Here is an 18,597-nt window from a genome sequence, read left to right on the forward strand (position 1 = left end):
CATGGAGCACATTAGCAAATCCGACTTTTCGGACAAAACCTAGGCCATGTCCTTCAAAGGCCGTGCCAGCAGCTCCGAGACGATGCCCGGCATGAACTCCCGGGGCAGGGTGATGGCATAGAAGTTCTCGTAGACGTTGGGCAGCTGCTCCAGGCGGGTCAGTCGCCCTTGCTGTAGCTCGTCCTTGACCACCACCTCGGGCATCACGCTCAGCGCGCCGCTGTCCCGGGCCAGCAGGCGCAACATGGCCATGTCGTCGGCCTCGGCGAGGATTTTCGGCCGATATTGGTACAGGCTGCAGTGGCCATCGAAGGCACGACGAATCTCGTGATGCTCGCCGGGGAGCACCCAGCGCATGTCGTCGAAGCCTTCGGGGAAGGGCCGGCCGGGCGTCGAGTCGGGCGGGCCGATGATTGACAGCGGCTGCCGGGCCAGCAGCTGGCTCTGCCAGGAGGCGTCCGGGGAATCGGATGGCGGCATCTGGGTATTGGTGAGCACCACGTCGAGCTCGTGGCGGGCCAGGCCATCGAGCAGGTTGGCCATGTCGCGGGCGTGCAGGCTGAAGTGGACGCGCTGGCCGCTCTGGTTGAGCAGGGGAGCGATGAAGCCCTCGATGAAGTTGCGCGACATGGTGGAGAGCGTGCCGATGCGCAGGCGCTGATACTCCGGCTCGATACCGCGGCTGATCAGCGACTCCAGCTCCTCGCCCTTGGTGAAGATCACCTCGGCATAGTTGAACACCCGTCGCCCTGCCTCGGTCAGCACCAGGGCGCGGTGGCGTCGCTCGAAGAGCGGCTTGCCCATCCTGTCTTCCAGCTTGCGGATCTGTGCCGAGAGGGCGCTCTGCGACAGGTGCAGCGTTTCCGCCACCCGCGTGAGCTTGCCTTCGCGGGCAACGCGCCAGAAGTAGTAGAGGTGATGGTAGTTGAGTCGGCTCATTGGGTTCTTTTTTATAGAACGATAGATCAATAAATATCTATTTTAATTAAAAAGTAGCTCGCCGGATACTGCTCGCTCCATGGATCATCGGAGGCCTTCCATGCACGGAAATGCGCTGTTCTTCACCTTCCTGCTCACCCTGGTGCCGGCCATCCTGGCGCTGGGGGCAGTGACGAGCGCCCGCGGGCCCCGCGGGCGTGCCTGGCGCATCGGCCGGATCACGACCACGATCGGCCTGCTGCTGTCGGCATCGTTGCTGGTGCTGGGGCTGGCATCGGGGCTTCCGGCGGTGGCCGGCTGGTGGCATAGCGGCATGTTGCAGCTGGTCATGCTGCTGCTGGCCAACTTCATCGCCTTCGTGGTGGTGCGCTACAGCGCCACCTACCTGCAGGGCGAGCCGCGCCAGAGGCGCTTCGTCGCGCTCGTTCAGGCGGTGTTTGCCGCGGTGAGTGTGGCGGTGCTCAGTGACCATCTCCTCGCGTTCCTGTTCGCCTGGCTGGGCATCAGCCTGGCGATGCATCAGCTGCTGATGTTCTATCCCGACCGCCCCCGCGCGGCGCTGGCGGCGCACAAGAAGTTCCTCTTCGCCCGCGCCGCCGAGCTCTGTGCCATGACGGCCTTCCTGTTGCTCTACCTGCACCATGACACCGGGCGGATCAGCGTCATCGTGAGCGACTATGCCTCGGCCGACGGCGCCCTGACCCTGGGCGAACAGGCGGCCGCCTGCCTGCTCGCGCTGGCGGCGCTGATCAAGTGCGCCCAGCTGCCGCTGCACGGCTGGCTGATTCAGGTGGTCGAGGCGCCCACGCCGGTGTCGGCCACGCTGCACGGCGGCGTGATCAACCTCGGCGGTTACCTGCTGCTGCTGTTCTCGCCGCTGCTGCTGCGGTCGGCCCCGGCCCAGGCGCTGGTCCTGACGGTGGCCGGCCTCGGCAGCGTGCTGGCGGCGCTGGTCATGATGACCCGCGTCAGCATCAAGGTGCGCCTGGCCTGGTCCACCAGTGCCCAGATGGGCCTGATGCTGGTCGAGATCGCCCTGGGGCTGACGGAGCTGGCGATGCTGCACCTGCTGGCGCACTCCTGCTACAAGGCCTACGCCTTCCTGAGTTCGGGCGAGGCGGTCGAACAGGATCTGCTGCGCCGCCAGGCCCCCGGGCGCAGCCCCACGCCAAGCCAGTGGCTGGTGGCCGGCCTGATCAGCGTGTCGCTGGTGGCGGCGGTGGTGGCGCTGGCCCGCCGCCTGACCGAGGCGGCGGCCTTCGACGCCAACAGCCCCTGGGTGCTGCTCGCCCTCGCCCTGACCGTGCTGCTGGCCGAGCGCAACAGCGAGCGTACCGCGGGCTCCGTCGTCGGTTTTGTCGGCCTGGCCGCGCTGGTGGTGCTCGCCTACGTCGGGCTCAAGACGCTGTTCGCCGCCTTCCTGCCCGAGACCGGCCACCGCGTCTCGCTCTGGGGCGACCTGTGGGTGAGTGTGCTGTTCGTGCTGCTCTTCGCGGGCTACTGGCTGAAGCGCCATGGGCTTCACTACCCGGCGTCGCAGACGCTCAACCGCTACTGCTATGCCGGTTTCTACCTGGACGAGTGGGTCACCCGGAACACCCTCAGGCTCTGGCCCCACGACCTGCCCGGCCGGATCAGGGCCAAGCAGCTGCACACAGCCTTTCGCGGGAGTGCCCAATGACGAGTCTCGAACATCCCCGGATCGCGCGCCCGGCCGACGCCAACGACGTCGCGCCGCTGACCGACGAACAGGACGCGGCGCTGGATCGCGCCTGCGCACGCATCGCCCCGAGCTGGCCGCTGGATCGGCTGATCGCGGTGAGCCCCTACTGGACCCAGCGCGGTGAGGACGCCGCGACCGTGTCGGCGCGGCTCTCGGCGCTGGGCAACGTCCACTGCCTGATGCCGCCGAGCCATTACCTGGGTGCCTGGCAACGTGGCGAGATCACGTCGGAACACCTGGAGGAAGCGGCCGAGCGGCTCGACTACCGTGGCGGCTACCGCAACCTGCTGGACGTCGTCGAGGAACTCGGCCGGCTGCCCCACTGGCACAACATCAGCGACCTGATCGATGCCCGTCGCGACCGCCAGCACAAGATGGCCTGGCGTGACGAGATCACCCAGCAGATCAGCCAGTTCTGTGCCGCCTACTTCCAGGAGGATGGGCCGCTCAACGCCGAGCGTCTGCAGGCGCCCCGCGGCAAGCGGCTCTATCAGCACTGGCGGGAGATGACTCTGAAGGATCGCGGCATCGCCATCCTGATGGGCGAGCCGATGCTGCGGCGCTACTTCAAGACCCTGCCGGACACCGAGGACGGGCTCTTTCAGGCCGCCGTCGCCGAGCTGGAGGTGGACGCCGAACGTCTCGAGAGCTACGCCCAGGCGCTGCTGCTCGACATCAACGGCTGGGCCGCCTGGGTCGCCTACCAGGACTGGCAGCAGGCGCTGGCCACGCCGGAGGAAGAGAGTGCGGGGCCCGCCTCGGACATGCGCAGCCTGCTGGCGATGCGCCTGGCGTGGGAGCTGGCGCTGTGGCGTTACATCCGGGCGGAGCATCCCGATCAGGGCGACCGCCTGACCCGTCTTTGGCACGCGGAACTGGTGGAGATGCCGCAGCGGGTCGAGCGCCATCGGCGCGCCCAGCGGCCCCTGTGGGTGTGGCAGCTCGCCGGCGAGCTGGCCTACCAGCAGCCGCTCCACCGTGCCCTGGGCGGGGCGGTGCGTGCCTCGGCCCCGTCGCCGAGCGAGCCTCGTCTGCAGGCGGTGTTCTGCATCGACGTGCGCTCCGAGCCGCTGCGCCGCGCGCTGGAAAGCCAGAGCCCGGCCATCCAGACCCTGGGCTTTGCCGGCTTCTTCGGCCTGCCCCTGGAACACCAGCAGGATGGCACCGCGCTGGCCCAGCCCCATCTGCCGGGTCTGCTGGCGCCCCGGGTGACTCTCAGGAGCGGTTCCTGCGAGGGCGAGGCTCGTTCGGCGAAGCGGCTGAACTGGAAGGCGCGCCTGCAGGAATGGAGCCGCACGGCGAGTGCCAGCTTCACCGCGGTGGAAGCGGGCGGCCTGCTCTATGCCGGCAAGCTGCTGCGCCGCTCGCTCGAGGCCAAGGCCAAGCGCGAGCCGCTGGCCATGGACGCGCTCGGCTGGCACTGGCGCGACAGCGGCGAGGCGTTGACCCTGGCCGACAAGGCGGCGCTCGCGCGGACTGTGCTGGGGGCCATGGGGCTCACCGAGCACCTCGCTCCTCGGGTGCTGCTGGTGGGGCACGGCAGCCACAGCAGCAACAACCCGCATGCCGCGGGGCTCGAGTGCGGGGCCTGCGGCGGGCAGTCGGGGGAGGTCTCGGTGAGAGCCCTGGCAAGGCTGCTCAACGATCCCGCGCTGCGCGAGACGCTGGCCGAGGGCGGCCTCGTGATCCCGGAGACGACCCGCTTCGTGCCGGCGCTGCATCACACCATCACCGATCGCATCGAGCTGCCGGAAGGGGAGACGGATGCCTTCGCGCTGAGCGAGGAGGAGCGTGCCTGGCTCGAACGGGCCGGCGCCCAGGCCCGGCGCGAGCGTGCGCCGAGGCTCGGCCTGTCGGCCGATGCACCGGAGCTCGAGAAGACCCTCGATCGCCGCAGCGCCGACTGGTCGCAGACGCGCCCGGAGTGGGGCCTGGCCAACAACGCCAGCTTCATCGCCGCGCCGCGGCGGCTCACCGCGCCGCTCGACCTCGGCGGGCGCAGCTTCCTGCACGACTACGACTGGCGCTCGGATAGCGACTTCTCGCGGCTGGAGCTGATCATGACCGCGCCCATGGTGGTCGCCCACTGGATCAACATGCAGTACAACGCCTCCGTCACCGACAATCGCAAGTTCGGCAGCGGCAACAAGGTACTGCACAACGTGGTCGGCGGGCACATCGGCGTCTTCGAGGGCAACGGCGGCGACCTGCGCATCGGCCTGCCACTGCAGTCGCTGCACGACGGCGAGCGCTGGCGCCACGAGCCTTTGCGTCTGAGCGCCTACCTCGCGGCGCCTCCGGAGGCCATCGCCTCGATCGTCGAGCGTCACGCGATGCTCGGGTCGCTGGTGAATAACGGCTGGCTCCACCTGTTCTCGCTGGATGACCGGAGCGGCGAGATCCTGGCATACCGGAAGGGGGAGTGGCGCGAGTCCTAGCGGGCTCGCGCGCCGAAGCGCTACCCGCGTTCGTCGGCGTCCCGGTGCCGGATCGTGGTGAGGCCTGCGCCAGAATAAAGCCCCGAGCCGGTCAGCCGGTTCGGGGCTTCTGCGTTCTGGCGCGGGCTGACGGCGAGCTTCTCCAGGTCGACGCCGTGCGCGATGCCGAGGCCGTCGAGCAGATAGACCACGTCCTCGCTGGCCACGTTGCCCGAGGCGCCTTGGTGGCTATGGAAAGAGGGCAGCCGCCTAGCGGCTGCTCAATGCCACGCCGGCCTTCGAGCGATTGGGCCGGCCGATGGCGCGGGTGATCCAGCTGCCGGCGGCGGCGAGCTTCTCCAGGTCGACGCCGTGTGCGATGCCGAGGCCGTCGAGCAGGTAGACCACGTCCTCGCTGGCCACGTTGCCCGAGGCTCCTTTGGCATACGGGCAGCCGCCGAGCCCGGCCACCGAGCTGTCGATTACCGCGATGCCTTCCTCGAGCACGGCATAGAGGTTGGCCAGCGCCTGGCCGTAGGTGTCATGGAAGTGGGCGCCGAGCCGCTCCATCGGCACGTCTCTGGTCACGGCTTCGAGCATGCGTTTGGCCTTGAGCGGGGTGCCGGTGCCGATGGTGTCGCCCAGCGAGACCTCGTAGCAGCCCATCTCATGCAGCGCCCTGGCGACCTCGGCCACCCTGGCGGGGGCGATCTCGCCCTCGTAGGGGCAGCCGAGCACGCAGGAGACGTAGCCGCGTACGCGGACGTTGGCTTCGCGGGCGCGCTCCAGCACCGGGGCGAAGCGCTCGAGCGATTCCGCCACCGAGCAGTTGATGTTCTTCCGCGAGAAGGCCTCGGAGGCGGCGCCGAATACCGCGACCTCGTCGACGCCGCATTCCAGCGCGGCTTCCAGGCCCTTGAGATTGGGCGTGAGGGCGGAGTAGGTCACGCCCTCGTGGCGGCGCAGGCCGTGCATCACCTCGCGGTGGTCGGCCATCTGCGGCACCCACTTGGGGGAGACGAAGCTCGCCGCCTCGATGTGAGTGAGGCCCGCCGCGCCCAGGCGGTCGATCAGGGCCAGCTTGGTGCCGGTGTCGATCGCCTCGGGCTCGTTCTGCAGCCCGTCGCGGGGGCCGACCTCGACCAGGCGAACGTGAGTGGGGAATGTCATGGGTTACTCCTCCGGCGCGAATTCCAGCAGCACGTCGCCCTGGCCGACGGTGTCGCCGGCGGCGAAGTGGAAGCGTTCCACGTGGCCGTCGGCGGGGGCGGCCAGGGTGTGCTCCATTTTCATGGCCTCCATCACCATCAGCGGCATGCCTTTCTCCACCCGGGCGCCGGCCTCGGCCAGCAGCGCCACCACGGTGCCGTGCATGGGCGCGGTGAGGGTGGACTCGGCCTCGCGCTGGCCGTGGTCGATGGCGTCGATACGCCGCCAATAAAGGCGGGTCTCGCGCATCGGGTCGACCATCACCACGACATTGCGCTCCCCACCTTCGCCCACGAGGCGCGCCTGGAGCCGGCGGCGATGGCCGTCGATGGTCACCGCCACGGCGTCGCCTTCCAGCGGCTCGAGGCTGGCCTCGAACTTCTGGCCGTTCAGGCTCAGCTGCCAGGGGGCGGATTCGCGCTCGCGCCGGCCCTCGACCACCGTCACGCTCTCGGCGTCGTCCTCGTCCGCCGCATGCTCGGGCGCGCACAGGGCGATGCGGATAGTGTGCGCCGCGTTGAGGCGGAAGCCGTCGTGTCGGTCCCAGGGCGAGTCGCTCTCGCACTCCCGGGCCAGCTGATGCAGGCCGATCAGCGCCGCGGCGGCGTATTCCTCCGGCGCGGTCTCGCGCTCGGCGAACAGCGTGGCCTCGTGGCGCTCGATGAAGCGGGTGTCGAGCTCGGCGGCGCGGAAGGCCGGATGGCCGGCCAGCCGCTGGAGGAAGGCGCGGTTGGTGACCACGCCGCGCACGTCCAGCGCCGCCAGCGCGCGGTTGAGGGTGGCCAGCGCCTGGGCGCGGTCGTCGCCGTGGACGATCAGCTTGGCGAGCATGGGGTCGTAGTGCATCGACACGGCATCGCCGCTCTCCACGCCGCTATCGAGCCGCACCTTGTCGGCCTCGAGGCCGGCGCCGGCGAGGTCCAGGGCGAAGCGGCCCAGGGTGCCGGTGGCGGGCAGGAAGTCCTGTGCCGGGTCCTCGGCATAGAGGCGCGCCTCGAAGCTGTGGCCGGTGATGGTCAGCTCGTCCTGGGCCAGCGGCAGCCGCTCGCCCATGGCCACGCGCAGCTGCCACTCGACCAGGTCCTGGCCGGTGATCATCTCGGTGACCGGATGCTCCACCTGCAGGCGGGTGTTCATCTCCATGAAGTAGAACGCGCTATCCTGACCTTGTGAAGAGTCCAGCAGGAATTCGACGGTGCCGGCGCCCACGTAGCCGATCTCGCGGGCGGCGCGCACGGCGGCCTCGCCCATCTCGCGGCGCAGCGCTTCGGTCATGCCCGGCGCGGGCGCCTCCTCGAGCACCTTCTGGTGGCGGCGCTGCACGCTGCAGTCGCGCTCGAACAGGTAGACCCCGTTGCCGTGGCGGTCGCAGAACACCTGGACCTCTACGTGGCGCGGCTGCACCAGGTACTTCTCGATCAGCATGCGGTCATCATTGAAGGCGGCCTTCGACTCGCGGCGGCAGCCGTCCAGGGCGGTCTGGAATTCGCCGTCGCTCTCGACCACGCGCATGCCCTTGCCGCCGCCGCCGGCGCTGGCCTTGAGCAGCACCGGATAGCCGATGCGTTCGGCCTCGTCCCGCAGCAGGACGTCGTCCTGGCCCTCGCCGTGGTAACCGGGCACCAGGGGCACGCCGGCGTCCTGCATGCGTGCCTTGGCGGCGGACTTGTCGCCCATGGCGGCGATGGCCGGGGCAGGCGGGCCGACGAAGACGATGCCGGCGGCTTCCAGGGCCTCGACGAAGGCGCCGTTCTCGGACAGGAAACCGTAGCCGGGGTGGATGGCGCCGGCGCCGGTGCGCCGGGCGGCCTCGACCACCCCCTCCACGTTCAGGTAGCTCTCGCGGGCGGCGGCCGGGCCCAGGCGCACGGCCTCGTCGGCCTCGCGCACGTGGCGGGCGTTGGCGTCGGCGTCGGAGTAGACCGCCACCGTGCGCAGGCCCATGCGGCGGGCGGTGCGCATCACGCGGCAGGCGATCTCGCCGCGGTTGGCGACCAGCAGGGTGTCGAAGCGCGGGGCGGAAGGGGGCGTGGGGCTCATGAATGGCGCTCCGTGTCGGAATCCGGGGCCCAGGCGGGGCGGCGTTTGTCGAAGAAGCTCGAGAGCCCTTCCTGGCCCTCGTGGCTCACCCGCAGCTCGCTGATGATGCGGCAGGTGTGGTCGCGGGTGGCGTTACTGTCGGGGTCGCGGGCGACCTCGGCCAGCAGCGCCTTGGTGGCGCGGCTGGCCTGGGGCGAGGTGGCCAGCAGGGTGTCGATCATGGCATCGACGGCGGCGTCCAGGGCGTCGGGCTCGACCACGCAGTGGGCCAGGTCGAGCTTCTGGGCGGTGGTCGCGTCGATGACCTCGGCGGTCAGGGCGTAGCGGCGCAGCTGCCGCTCGCCGAGCGCACGTTGCACGTAGGGGCTGATCACCGCCGGCGACAGGCCGATCCGGACCTCGGAGAGGCAGAAGCGGGCCTTCTCGGAGGCGACGACGATGTCGCAGCAGGCGGCCAGGCCGACGGCGCCGCCGAAGGCCGCGCCCTGCACGCGGCACACGGTCGGGCAGGGCAGGGTGTCGAGGCCGTGCATCAGCGCCGAGAGCTCGCGGGCGTCGACCAGGTTGTCCTCGAAGTCGTAGTCGGCCATGCGCTTCATCCAGTGCAGATCGGCGCCGGCGGAGAAGTTCTTGCCTTTCGAGGCCAGCACCAGCAGGCGCACCTCGCCGCGGTGGGCGAGCTCGCCGGCGCGGCGCAGGTGGTCGTTGAGCTCGCCGATCAGGTGATCGTCGAAGGCGTTGTGGACCTCGGGGCGGTCGAGCGTCAGCCGGGCCACGCCGCGGTCGTCGATCTCGAGTCTTGAATATGTCTGTGTCGTCATATCGGTACCCTGCTTGCTTCGGGCTTCGGGCTTCGGGCTTCGGGCTTCGGGCTTCGGGACAGCTCGTGGCCCGCCGCCCGTGGCTCGTCGCCGGCGCGAAGCGCCTACATCCTGAACACGCCGAACCGGGTCTCCTCGACCTCGGCGTTCATGGCGGCGGCCAGCGACAGACCCAGCACGTCGCGGGTCTGGGCCGGATCGATGACGCCGTCGTCCCACAGCCGGGCGCTGGCGTAGGTGGGATGGCCCTGGTGCTCGTACTGGTCGCGGATCGGCTGCTTGAAGGCGGCCTCGTCGTCGGCGCTCCACTCGCTGCCGTCGCGCTCGAACTGCTCTCGTTTGACCTGGGCCAGCACGCCGGCGGCCTGCTCGCCGCCCATCACCGAGATGCGCGCGTTGGGCCACATGAACAGCAGGTTGGGCTCATAGGCGCGGCCGCACATGCCGTAGTTGCCGGCGCCGAAGCTGCCGCCGATCAGCACGGTGAACTTGGGCACCCTGGCGCAGGCCACGGCGGTGACCAGCTTGGCGCCGTGCTTGGCGATGCCCTCGTGCTCGTACTTCGAGCCGACCATGAAACCGGTGATGTTCTGCAGGAAGATCAGCGGGATCTTGCGCTGGGCGCAGAGCTCGATGAAGTGCGCGCCCTTGAGCGCGCTTTCCGAGAACAGCACGCCGTTGTTGGCGACGATGCCCACCGGGTGGCCGTGCAGGTGCGCGAAGCCGGTGACCAGGGTGTCTCCGTAGTCGCGCTTGAACTCGTCGAAGGCCGAGTCGTCGACCAGCCGCGCGATCACCTCGCGGGCGTCGAAGGGCTTCTTCAGGTCGGTGCCGACGATGCCGTAGAGCTCCTCGGGGTTGAGGCGCGGCGGCTTCGAGGCCTGCATGGCCAATTGACCGCGCTTCTGCCAGTTGAGCCGGGCCACGCAGCGCCGGGCCAGCTGCAGGGCGTGGGCGTCGTTCTCGGCATAGTGGTCCGCCACGCCGCTGATGCGGGCGTGCACGTCGGCGCCGCCCAGGTCCTCGGCGCTGATCGACTCGCCGGTGGCGGCCTTCACCAGCGGCGGGCCGCCGAGGAAGATGGTGCCCTGATCGCGGACGATGATCGACTCGTCGGCCATGGCCGGCACATAGGCGCCGCCGGCGGTGCAGGAGCCCATCACCACGGCGATCTGCGGGATGCCCTCGGCGGACAGCGTGGCCTGGTTGTAGAAGATGCGGCCGAAGTGGTCGCGGTCGGGGAACACCTCGTCCTGGCGCGGCAGGAAGGCGCCGCCGGAGTCCACCAGGTAGAGACACGGCAGGCGGTGCTTGCGGGCGACCTCCTGGGCGCGCAGGTGCTTCTTCACCGACAGCGGGAAGTAGGTGCCGCCCTTGACCGTGGCGTCGTTGGCGACGATCACGCACTCCACGCCCGAGACGCGGCCGATGCCGGTGACCACGCCAGCGGCGGGGACCGGGTCGTCGTAGACCTCGTGAGCGGCCAGCGCCGAGAGCTCGAGGAACGGCGAGCCCTCGTCGAGCAGGTGGTCGATGCGATCGCGCACGAACAGCTTGCCGCGCGACTCGTGGCGCTTTCGCGCTTTCTCGCCGCCGCCCTGGGCGATGGCGGCGGTCAGCTCGCGCAGCTTGCCGACCTCGGCGCGCATCGCCGCGTCGTTGGCCTGGAAGCCCTCGCTGCGCGGATTGATCTGGGTCGTAAGAACGCTCATTTATTCCTCCGGGATAAAAGCGGAAAGCTCGAAGCCGGAAGCTGGAAGAAACCCCGAGAGAGAAGTGGCAGTCCTTCCAGCTTCAAGCTTCCCGCTTCTGGCTTATTTTGACTCGTTGAAGACTTCGCGGCCGATCAACATGCGGCGAATCTCGCTGGTGCCGGCACCGATCTCGTAGAGCTTGGCGTCGCGCAGCAGCCGCCCGGTGGGGTATTCGTTGATGTAGCCGTTGCCGCCGAGCAGCTGGATGGCGTCCAGCGCCACCTGGGTGGCCTTCTCGGCGCAGTAGAGGATCACGCCGGCGGCGTCCTTGCGCGAGGTGTGGCCGCGGTCGCAGGCGCCGGCCACGGCGTAGAGGTAGGCGCGGCAGGCGTTCAGGGTGGTGAGCATGTCGGCCACCTTGCCCTGCACCAGCTGGAACTCGCCGATGGCCTGGTCGAACTGCTTGCGCTCGTGGATATAGGGCACCACCACGTCCATGGCGGCCTGCATGATGCCGATGGGGCCGGCGGCCAGCACGGTGCGCTCGAAGTCGAGCCCGCTCATCAGCACCCGCGCGCCCTTGTTGACCTCGCCGAGCACGTTCTCGGCCGGCACCTCGCAGCCCTGGAACACCAGCTCGCAGGTGTTGGAGCCGCGCATGCCGAGCTTGTCGAGCTTCTGGGCGGTGGAGAAGCCGGGCATGTCCTTCTCGATGATGAAGGCGGTGATGCCCTTGGAGCCGGCGTCGGGATCGGTCTTGGCGTAGACCACCAGCACGTCGGCGTCGGGGCCGTTGGTGATCCACATCTTGTTGCCGTCGAGGATGAAGCGGTCGCCCTCCTGGCGGGCGCGCAGCTTCATGGAGACCACGTCGGAGCCGGCGCCCGGCTCGGACATGGCCAGCGCCCCCACGTGCTCGCCGCTGATCAGCTTCGGCAGGTACTTCGCCTTCTGCTCGGCATTGCCGTTGAGCTTGAGCTGGTTCACGCACAGGTTGGAGTGGGCGCCAAAGGAGAGCCCCACCGAGGCGCTGGCGCGGGAAATCTCCTCCATGGCGATGCAGTGGGCGAGATAGCCCATGCCGGCGCCGCCGTCCTCCTCGGGCACGGTGATGCCGAGCAGGCCCATGTCGCCGAACTTCCGCCACAGGTCGGCGGGAAATGCGTTGTTCGCGTCGATCTCGGCGGCGCGCGGGGCGATCTCGTCGCGGGCGAAGGCGTTGACGTGATCGCGCAGCATGTTGAGCTCGTCGTCGAGGCCGAAGTCGAGGGGCGTGTAGGGGGCGTGCATGGCGGCGATCTCCGTTCGTTGTTGGTCGGTCCGGGAGCGTTCGAGTGCTCGGCTGTTGTGGTCCAGCCTAGGGTTGGTTGACGTTAACGTAAAGTGCAGTCTTTGAGGCCTAGACCAAGGTCGTGATCGTGCAGGATTGCGATAGTGAAGAGCCGTGATCGTGAAGAGCCGTGATCGTGAAGAGCCGTGTCTTGAGCATAGAAGCCGGACGGCATCAGGAAGAGATCAGCGTGAGAGTGAAGAGTGAGAGGGGCGCGCAAGCAGGAGGCGGCAGAAGCAGGGCGGCCGCCGTCGCCCTGGTGCCTTACGAGACGGGCTGGTGATTCGGCGCCACCAGGCCGTGGCGACGCATGCGGCGGTAGACGGTGGGGCGTGAGACGCCGAGCTGGCGGGCGACCTGGCTGATGTTCCAGGCCGAGCGCCTGAGCAGCTCGAGCAGCGCCTGGCCGTCTGCCGAGGGTGGGGCGCCGGCCGACGTTGAAGGAGAGGCCGAACCGGGTGCCGAGCCAAGCGACGCCGGTGCCGTGAGGGTGGTGGGCCCGGCGGCGCCGTGGCAGGTCTCGGGCAGGTCGTGAAGGGTGATCTCGTCGCCTTCCGCGGTGGCCATGGCGAAGGCCAGCGCGTTTCTGAGCTGGCGGATATTGCCCGGCCAGTCGTGGGCCAGCAGCGCGCTCATGGCGTCGGCGCGCAGGTGATGCGACTGGCCGCGTTCGGCCTGGAGCTCGTCGTGGACGCGGCGGATCACGTAGTGCCGGTCGGCGCGTTCGCGCAGCGCGGGCAGGTGCAGCTCGGCGCCGTTGAGGCGGTAGTAGAGGTCCTCGCGGAAGTCGCCGGCTCGGATCAGCTCGGTCACGTCGCGGTGGGTGGCGGTGACCACGCGGATGTCGACCTTCACCGGCGTCTCGGCGCCCAGCGGCATCACCTCGCGCTCGGCCAGCACGCGCAGCAGGCGGGTCTGCAGCGTCAGCGGCATGTCGCCGATCTCGTCGAGGAACAGGGTGCCGCCGTCGGCCTGCTGGATCAGCCCGCGCATGCCCTTGGGCCGCCCGCCGGTGAAGGCGCCGGGCAGATAGCCGAACAGCTCGCTCTCGATCAGCGCTTCGGGAATGGCCGCGCAGTTCACCGCCACGAAGGGGGCCTGGGCCCGTGGGCCGCTGTCGTGCAGGGCGCGGGCCAGCACCTCCTTGCCGGTGCCCGTCTCGCCGTGAATCAGCACGCTCACGGTCTCGTTCCGCAGCCGCCGGGCCAGCTTGAGCAGGCGGTGCATCGCCGGGTCATCGCCGGCGAGTCGATCCAGCGCCGGCACCGAGGCATCGCGCGGGGCCGCCGTGGTGGTGGCCTTCCGCGGGCGGCCGCGCGGCTCGAGCAGGGTAACGAAGCAGGTCGCGTCGTTGGCCCGGGCGCGAAACGCGCGGATCTGGTCCTCGCCCGCGGCCGGAATGCCCAAGAGGTCGCCGAGCTCGGCGTCGAACAGCTGGGTGGCGCCGGGCAGGCAGGCCGCCGACCAGGGCGGCCAGCGGCGCAGGTGGGCGTCGATCAGGGCGCGGCCTTCGTGATTGGCGGCGATCAGGCTGCCGTCCTCCTCGATGGCGATCAGCCCGCGGCCGTTGAGATGCACGAATTCCCGGGCGCTGTCGAAGCGCAGGATCAGGCTGTCCCGGTAGCGGTGCAGGAAGTAGGCGTCCTCGATCATCCGCGCGTGCAGGTTGACCAGCGACAGGGCGAAGGTCTGGCTCTCGTGGGAGCGCGGCGACTGCAGCGCGGAGATGTCCAGTACCGCCATCACCCGCCCCTGGGGATCGGTGATCGGCGCCGCCGTGCAGGTCAGGTCGATGTGGGTGGCGTCGAAGTGCTCGCCCTGGTGGCAGGTGATGGCCTGGCCGTCATGCAGGCAGGTGCCCACCGCGCAGGTGCCGGCGTGGCGTTCGTTCCAGTCGGCGCCCAGGTAGAGCCCGGCGCGGCGCAGGGCCCGGTCCTGCTCGGACTGGCCGCGAAAGGCCACGGTGATGCCGCGCTGGTCGGTGAGCAACAGCGCGTAGCCGAGCCGGGCGACCTGGCCGTAGAGGCGATCGACCCCGGCGCGGGCCACGTGCAGCAGTTCGTCGACCGATTCCTGGTGATCGCGCAGCGCCTGCTGGGTGAGCACGCGCACCGGCCGCGGGTGGCAGGGATCGAGCCGATACTCGCCCAGGCAGCGCTGCCAGGAGCGGCGAATGACGTCGCGGTGTTCGGCAGGGCAGGCGTCGCGGCCTTCGCCCAGCCGCATCAGGGTCCGGATGTGCTGGCGTTTCTCGGGTTGCAGAGCCAAGGCTGCCTCCGCTCGGGCCGCCTGATGGCGGCTCTTGTGATGTTGGTGTGCGCTCTGTTCAGCCTATGCCGCTGCGCGCGGGCGTCAATCGGCACGGACTTCGCCCTTGGTCGGGGGTGACAGGTGTAACGCGGGCTGTCACGGCGTACGGGGTACAGCTGTGACATCGCGCCGTGCACTGGCCTATCGATCCGGCGCGTGATGGTTGAGGTTTTATCTTCTTTATCAGTGGTTTGTTGTCGATGCCCGACGATCTGGCACGAATGCTGCCAGTGACTGGGGGCGTGACCCGATAACGATCACACATCACCAATAACAAGCGGAGATACGCCATGACCGCACGCACGCCCACTCAGATCGCCCGGCAATGGCTCGACGACTTCGATGCCGCCCTGACGCAACGCGATATCGCGCGAGTCCTCTCGCTGTTCGGCGAGGAATGCTACTGGCGCGACCTGATCGCCTTCACCTGGAACCTCAAGACGCTGGAAGGCCCGGACGAGATCCAGTCGATGCTCGACGCGACGCTGGATCGCATCGCGCCCTCGAACTGGCAGCTGGACGGCGAGGCCGGTGAGGCCGCTGGCGTCGTCGAGGCCTGGTTCACCTTCGAGACCGCCGAGGCACGGGGCAAGGGCCTGCTGCGCCTGAAGGACGGCCGCTGCTGGACGCTGCTGACCGCCATGCGCGAACTCAAGGACTTTCCCGAGCCCAGCGGCCTCAAGCGTCCCAAGGGTGCCGAACACGGTGCCAACAAGCAGCGCGAGACCTGGCTGGAGGCCCGCCAGCGCGAGGAGGCCGAGCTCGGCTACCAGCGTCAGCCCTACTGCGTGATCATCGGCGGCGGCCAGGGCGGTATCGGCCTGGCGGCGCGCCTGCGGCAGATGAACGTGCCGACCATCGTGATCGAGAAGAATCCGCGGGCGGGGGATTCCTGGCGCAACCGCTACAAGTCGCTGTGCCTGCACGACCCGGTGTGGTACGACCACATGCCCTACATTCCCTTCCCGGACAACTGGCCGGTGTTCGCGCCCAAGGACAAGGTCGGCGACTGGCTGGAGATGTACACCAAGGTGATGGAGCTCAACTACTGGAGTTCCACCGAGTGCGAGAGCGCGCGCTTCGACGAGGCCAGCGGCGAGTGGGTGGTCGAGGTCAATCGCGACGGCGAGCGGGTGACCCTGCGGCCGAAGCAGCTGGTGCTGGCCACCGGCATGTCCGGCATGCCCAACGTGCCGCAGTTCCCCGGTGCCGAGACCTTCGAGGGCGAGCAGCAGCATTCCAGCCAGCACCCGGGGCCGGATGCCTATCGCGGCAAGAAGGTCGTGGTGGTGGGCTCCAACAACTCCGCCCATGACATCTGTGCGGCGCTGTGGGAGCACGACGCCGACGTGACCATGCTGCAGCGCTCCTCCACCCACGTGGTGAAGTCCGACTCGCTGATGGAGGAGGCGCTGGGGCCGCTCTACTCCGAGCAGGCGCTGCAGAACGGCATCGATCATCACAAGGCCGACCTGATCTTCGCCTCGATCCCCTACAAGGTGCTGCCGGACTTCCAGCGCGCTGCCTTCGACGTCATCCGCGAGCGCGACGCCGACTTCTATCGCCGGCTCGAGGCGGCCGGCTTCCTGCTCGACTTCGGCGCCGACGACTCCGGCCTGTTCCTGAAGTATCTGCGTCGCGGCTCCGGCTACTACATCGACGTGGGCGCCTGTGATCTGGTGGCCAACGGCGACATCAAGCTGCGCAGCGGTGTGAGCATCGAGCGCATCAACCCGCACTCGGTGACCCTGACCGACGGCTCGGAGCTGCCCGCGGACCTGATCGTCTACGCCACCGGCTACGGCTCGATGAACGGCTGGGCGGCGCGGATCATCTCCCAGGACGTCGCCGACAAGGTCGGCAAGTGCTGGGGCATGGGCTCCGACACGCCCAAGGATCCGGGCCCCTGGGAGGGCGAACTGCGCAACATGTGGAAGCCGACCCAGCAGCAGGCGCTGTGGTTCCACGGCGGCAACCTGCACCAGTCCCGCCACTACTCCCAGTACCTGGCACTGCAGCTCAAGGCCCGGCTTGAGGGCATCCCCACGCCCGTCTATGGCCTGCAGGAGGTTCATCACCTGAGCTGAACGTCGGCGCACGGTCTCCGCGTCCTCCCGATTCCGGGAGGGCGCTTGCGTGTGTCACCGGGCGTTCGCCTCGGGGCCGACCGCCGAGCCTGCTCATATAACGCGCACCTGCTAGAACTAAGAGAACGAGCCCCGCGATGCCGACAGGGGCGATAGGGACGGTCTCCTGCCGACATGCGGTTCCTGTTCTTCGGACGTGCCACCCGGCACGCCAAGGGAGACCGTCATGAGCACTCCTTCCGCTTTTCCCTCCTCATCCTCCCCATCCCCGCCGTCGGCCGGAATGTCCTCGCCCAGCGACTACGTCGCCTTCTGGAACGATACGCTGGCCGACAAGTTCAACCGCTACCAGCACATCCTGATGAATGGCCTCAGCTACCACAGCCGGGTGGCCCTCGAGGAGCTGGAGCTGTCCCCCGGCTCGCGCATTCTCGACGTGGGTTGCGGCTGGGGCGATACCGCCATTCAGCTTGCGCGAATGACCGGCCCCGAGGGCGAGGTGCTGGGCATCGACTGCGTCGACGCCTTTCTCGAGGACGCACGGCGTCGCGCCGAGGGAGCCGGTGTTCGCAACGTGCGCTTCGAGGCCGCCGACGTCGAGCACTACGCCTTCGCCGCGCACTTCGACCTGTGCTTCTCGCGCTTCGGCATGATGTTCTTCGAGCATCCGGTCCCCGCCATGCGCAACGTCTTCCAGGCCCTGAAGCCCGGCGGGGAGCTGGTGTTCATCGTCTGGCGCGATATCGCCGACAATCCCTGGTTGGGGCTGCCGAAGGAGGTGGTGCTCGACTTCCTGCCGCCTCCCGGTGACAACGCGCGCAGCTGTGGCCCCGGGCCCTTCTCGATGGCCGATCCCGACACGGTCCGCCAGCAGCTCGAGATCGCCGGCTTTACCGACATCGGTTTCGGCCGCAACGACGGCCCGGTCGAGGTGGGCGACTCGGTGGAGGAGGCGGTGCGTTTCCAGCTGGCGCTGGGTCCGGCGGGAGAGGTGTTCCGCGAGGCCGGCGAGGAGGCCGAGCGGCAGCGTCCCGACATCGAGGCGGCGCTGCGCAAGGCGCTGACGCCCTTCGAGCAGGGCGGCAGGATCGTGATGGGGTCGAGTTCCTGGACGATCGTCGCCCGCAAGTCCCACGGCTGAACCTTCCGATGGCGCGGTGGCGCGTCGCCGTTCACCACCCAGAGAGGCACGGGTAACCGCCCGTGCCTCTCTGCGTTCATGTGACCCGCTGGGCCGGCACCTGCCACTCGTTATTTCATTCTATTAAATCGAAAATATATTTCGATTTAAGTCGCTTTTGTTCGTAAATATTGAACTGTAAGCTTTCTAACAAGTCATCGAGACACGCCAACTTTCACCTCATCCCGCGCCCGAAGGAGGCCCATCATGAACACCAAACTGACCCTTTCCGCCCTGCTGATCGCCGCACTGCCGCTGGCCGCCCAGGCTCACGACAACGCCTCCGAGCGTGCCCTGCAACTCAACCAGCAGCCGCTCTCGGCGCCGAGTCATCAGGCCTCGAACGTGCAGGTCGATGTCGACCAGGCCAATGGCGACAGCAGGGCCATGAAGGAGGCTCGCGCCAGCCTGCCGAGCCACAGCGACGAGACTCACATCGATGTTTCCGGCGATCCGCTGACCCTGGCCAAGCAGGCGACTGGCTAACACGACGCCAGGCGACCGAGTTCGCTCCGTTATCCAACATTCATTGCCTTTCGAAGGAGATGCTTCATGAACACCAAACTGACCCTTTCCGCTCTGCTGATCGCTGCCCTGCCGCTGGCCGCCCAGGCTCACGACAACGCCTCCGAGCGTGCCCTGCAACTCAACCAGCAGCCGCTCTCGGCGCCGAGTCATCAGGCCTCGAATGTGCAGGTCGATGTCGACCAGGCCGATGGCGACAGCTGGGCCATGAAGGAGGCTCGCGCCAGCCTGCTGAGCCACAGCGCCGAGACTCACATCGATGTTTCCGGCGACGCTCTGTCGCTGGCCCGGGAAGCCACCAGCTGATAGGTGCTCGCCGCCA

14 protein-coding genes are annotated in these 18,597 nt (G+C 68.7%); 6 read left to right on the forward strand and 8 right to left on the reverse strand.

The window, feature by feature from the left end; translation table 11 throughout:
- Positions 1-39 precede the first annotated feature (39 nt).
- Positions 40-939, reverse strand: a complete 900-nt coding sequence (locus tag C9J49_RS06245) for a LysR family transcriptional regulator (protein WP_035595638.1) — start codon at positions 937-939, stop codon at positions 40-42.
- Positions 940-1,039: 100 nt separating this feature from the next.
- On the opposite strand from C9J49_RS06245, the gene C9J49_RS06250 reads away from it, so the two are divergent.
- Both C9J49_RS06250 and C9J49_RS06255 read left to right on the forward strand, forming a co-directional pair.
- Entirely contained in the window at positions 1,040-2,620 is a 1,581-nt protein-coding gene (locus tag C9J49_RS06250; RefSeq protein ID WP_107181519.1) for an NADH-quinone oxidoreductase subunit L, read from the forward strand.
- The gene (locus C9J49_RS06255) at positions 2,617-5,100 is read left to right on the forward strand and encodes a YbcC family protein (protein ID WP_107181518.1); all 2,484 of its coding nucleotides are present in this window, start codon (positions 2,617-2,619) and stop codon (positions 5,098-5,100) included. Before C9J49_RS06250 ends, C9J49_RS06255 begins: the two co-directional genes overlap by 4 nt.
- A gap of 20 nt (positions 5,101-5,120) precedes the next feature.
- Here the strand turns inward: C9J49_RS06255 and C9J49_RS17440 are convergent, their stop codons facing one another.
- From C9J49_RS17440 to C9J49_RS06290, 7 genes are all read right to left on the reverse strand, one after another.
- The gene (locus C9J49_RS17440; protein ID WP_375700485.1) at positions 5,121-5,306 is read right to left on the reverse strand and encodes a hypothetical protein; all 186 of its coding nucleotides are present in this window, start codon (positions 5,304-5,306) and stop codon (positions 5,121-5,123) included.
- A 43-nt stretch (positions 5,307-5,349) separates the two neighbouring features.
- On the reverse strand, positions 5,350-6,249 hold the full coding sequence (locus C9J49_RS06265; protein WP_107181517.1) for a hydroxymethylglutaryl-CoA lyase: 900 nt from the start codon (positions 6,247-6,249) through the stop codon (positions 5,350-5,352).
- A 3-nt stretch (positions 6,250-6,252) separates the two neighbouring features.
- Positions 6,253-8,328 (reverse strand): acetyl/propionyl/methylcrotonyl-CoA carboxylase subunit alpha, encoded by a 2,076-nt coding sequence (locus C9J49_RS06270; RefSeq protein WP_107181516.1) that lies wholly within the window; start codon positions 8,326-8,328, stop codon positions 6,253-6,255.
- On the reverse strand, positions 8,325-9,149 hold the full coding sequence (locus C9J49_RS06275) for an enoyl-CoA hydratase-related protein (RefSeq protein ID WP_046077992.1): 825 nt from the start codon (positions 9,147-9,149) through the stop codon (positions 8,325-8,327). Before C9J49_RS06275 ends, C9J49_RS06270 begins: the two co-directional genes overlap by 4 nt.
- A 104-nt stretch (positions 9,150-9,253) precedes the next feature.
- Positions 9,254-10,861 carry a carboxyl transferase domain-containing protein gene (locus tag C9J49_RS06280; protein WP_046077993.1) on the reverse strand — a complete coding sequence of 536 codons (1,608 nt, stop codon included), beginning with the start codon at positions 10,859-10,861 and terminating at the stop codon, positions 9,254-9,256.
- 102 nt (positions 10,862-10,963) lie between these two features.
- Positions 10,964-12,133: an isovaleryl-CoA dehydrogenase gene (locus C9J49_RS06285; RefSeq protein WP_046077994.1), complete on the reverse strand. Its 1,170-nt coding sequence runs from the start codon at positions 12,131-12,133 to the stop codon at positions 10,964-10,966.
- A gap of 304 nt (positions 12,134-12,437) precedes the next feature.
- Positions 12,438-14,399: a sigma-54-dependent Fis family transcriptional regulator gene (locus tag C9J49_RS06290; RefSeq protein ID WP_082090807.1), complete on the reverse strand. Its 1,962-nt coding sequence runs from the start codon at positions 14,397-14,399 to the stop codon at positions 12,438-12,440.
- 374 nt (positions 14,400-14,773) lie between these two features.
- Between C9J49_RS06290 and C9J49_RS06295 the strand changes: the two genes are divergently transcribed.
- The 4 genes from C9J49_RS06295 (at position 14,774) to C9J49_RS06310 (ending at position 18,581) form a co-directional block, all read left to right on the forward strand.
- Positions 14,774-16,570: an NAD(P)/FAD-dependent oxidoreductase gene (locus tag C9J49_RS06295; protein WP_107181514.1), complete on the forward strand. Its 1,797-nt coding sequence runs from the start codon at positions 14,774-14,776 to the stop codon at positions 16,568-16,570.
- A gap of 283 nt (positions 16,571-16,853) precedes the next feature.
- Positions 16,854-17,711, forward strand: a complete 858-nt coding sequence (locus C9J49_RS06300) for a class I SAM-dependent methyltransferase (RefSeq protein WP_220084851.1) — start codon at positions 16,854-16,856, stop codon at positions 17,709-17,711.
- A 246-nt stretch (positions 17,712-17,957) separates the two neighbouring features.
- On the forward strand, positions 17,958-18,236 hold the full coding sequence (locus tag C9J49_RS06305; RefSeq protein WP_107181512.1) for a hypothetical protein: 279 nt from the start codon (positions 17,958-17,960) through the stop codon (positions 18,234-18,236).
- A 66-nt stretch (positions 18,237-18,302) separates the two neighbouring features.
- Positions 18,303-18,581 carry a hypothetical protein gene (locus C9J49_RS06310; RefSeq protein WP_107181511.1) on the forward strand — a complete coding sequence of 93 codons (279 nt, stop codon included), beginning with the start codon at positions 18,303-18,305 and terminating at the stop codon, positions 18,579-18,581.
- The last annotated feature ends 16 nt before the right edge of the window (positions 18,582-18,597 follow it).

The organism is Halomonas sp. SL1, assembly GCF_003030865.2.
Taxonomy (GTDB): Bacteria; Pseudomonadota; Gammaproteobacteria; order Pseudomonadales; family Halomonadaceae; genus Halomonas; species Halomonas halophila.

Bases quoted from the DNA above. Each gene is read 5' to 3' on its own strand.
- C9J49_RS06280 (WP_046077993.1), bottom strand. From the start codon at position 10,861: ATGAGCGTTCTTACGACCCAGATCAATCCGCGCAGCGAGGGCTTCCAG.
- C9J49_RS06305 (WP_107181512.1), top strand. From the start codon at position 17,958: ATGAACACCAAACTGACCCTTTCCGCCCTGCTGATCGCCGCACTGCCG.
- C9J49_RS06255 (WP_107181518.1), top strand. From the start codon at position 2,617: ATGACGAGTCTCGAACATCCCCGGATCGCGCGCCCGGCCGACGCCAAC.
- C9J49_RS06250 (WP_107181519.1), top strand. From the start codon at position 1,040: ATGCACGGAAATGCGCTGTTCTTCACCTTCCTGCTCACCCTGGTGCCG.
- C9J49_RS06270 (WP_107181516.1), bottom strand. From the start codon at position 8,328: ATGAGCCCCACGCCCCCTTCCGCCCCGCGCTTCGACACCCTGCTGGTC.
- C9J49_RS06285 (WP_046077994.1), bottom strand. From the start codon at position 12,133: ATGCACGCCCCCTACACGCCCCTCGACTTCGGCCTCGACGACGAGCTC.
- C9J49_RS06275 (WP_046077992.1), bottom strand. From the start codon at position 9,149: ATGACGACACAGACATATTCAAGACTCGAGATCGACGACCGCGGCGTG.
- C9J49_RS06245 (WP_035595638.1), bottom strand. From the start codon at position 939: ATGAGCCGACTCAACTACCATCACCTCTACTACTTCTGGCGCGTTGCC.
- C9J49_RS06295 (WP_107181514.1), top strand. From the start codon at position 14,774: ATGACCGCACGCACGCCCACTCAGATCGCCCGGCAATGGCTCGACGAC.
- C9J49_RS06300 (WP_220084851.1), top strand. From the start codon at position 16,854: ATGTCCTCGCCCAGCGACTACGTCGCCTTCTGGAACGATACGCTGGCC.
- C9J49_RS06265 (WP_107181517.1), bottom strand. From the start codon at position 6,249: ATGACATTCCCCACTCACGTTCGCCTGGTCGAGGTCGGCCCCCGCGAC.
- C9J49_RS06310 (WP_107181511.1), top strand. From the start codon at position 18,303: ATGAACACCAAACTGACCCTTTCCGCTCTGCTGATCGCTGCCCTGCCG.
- C9J49_RS06290 (WP_082090807.1), bottom strand. From the start codon at position 14,399: ATGCGGCTGGGCGAAGGCCGCGACGCCTGCCCTGCCGAACACCGCGAC.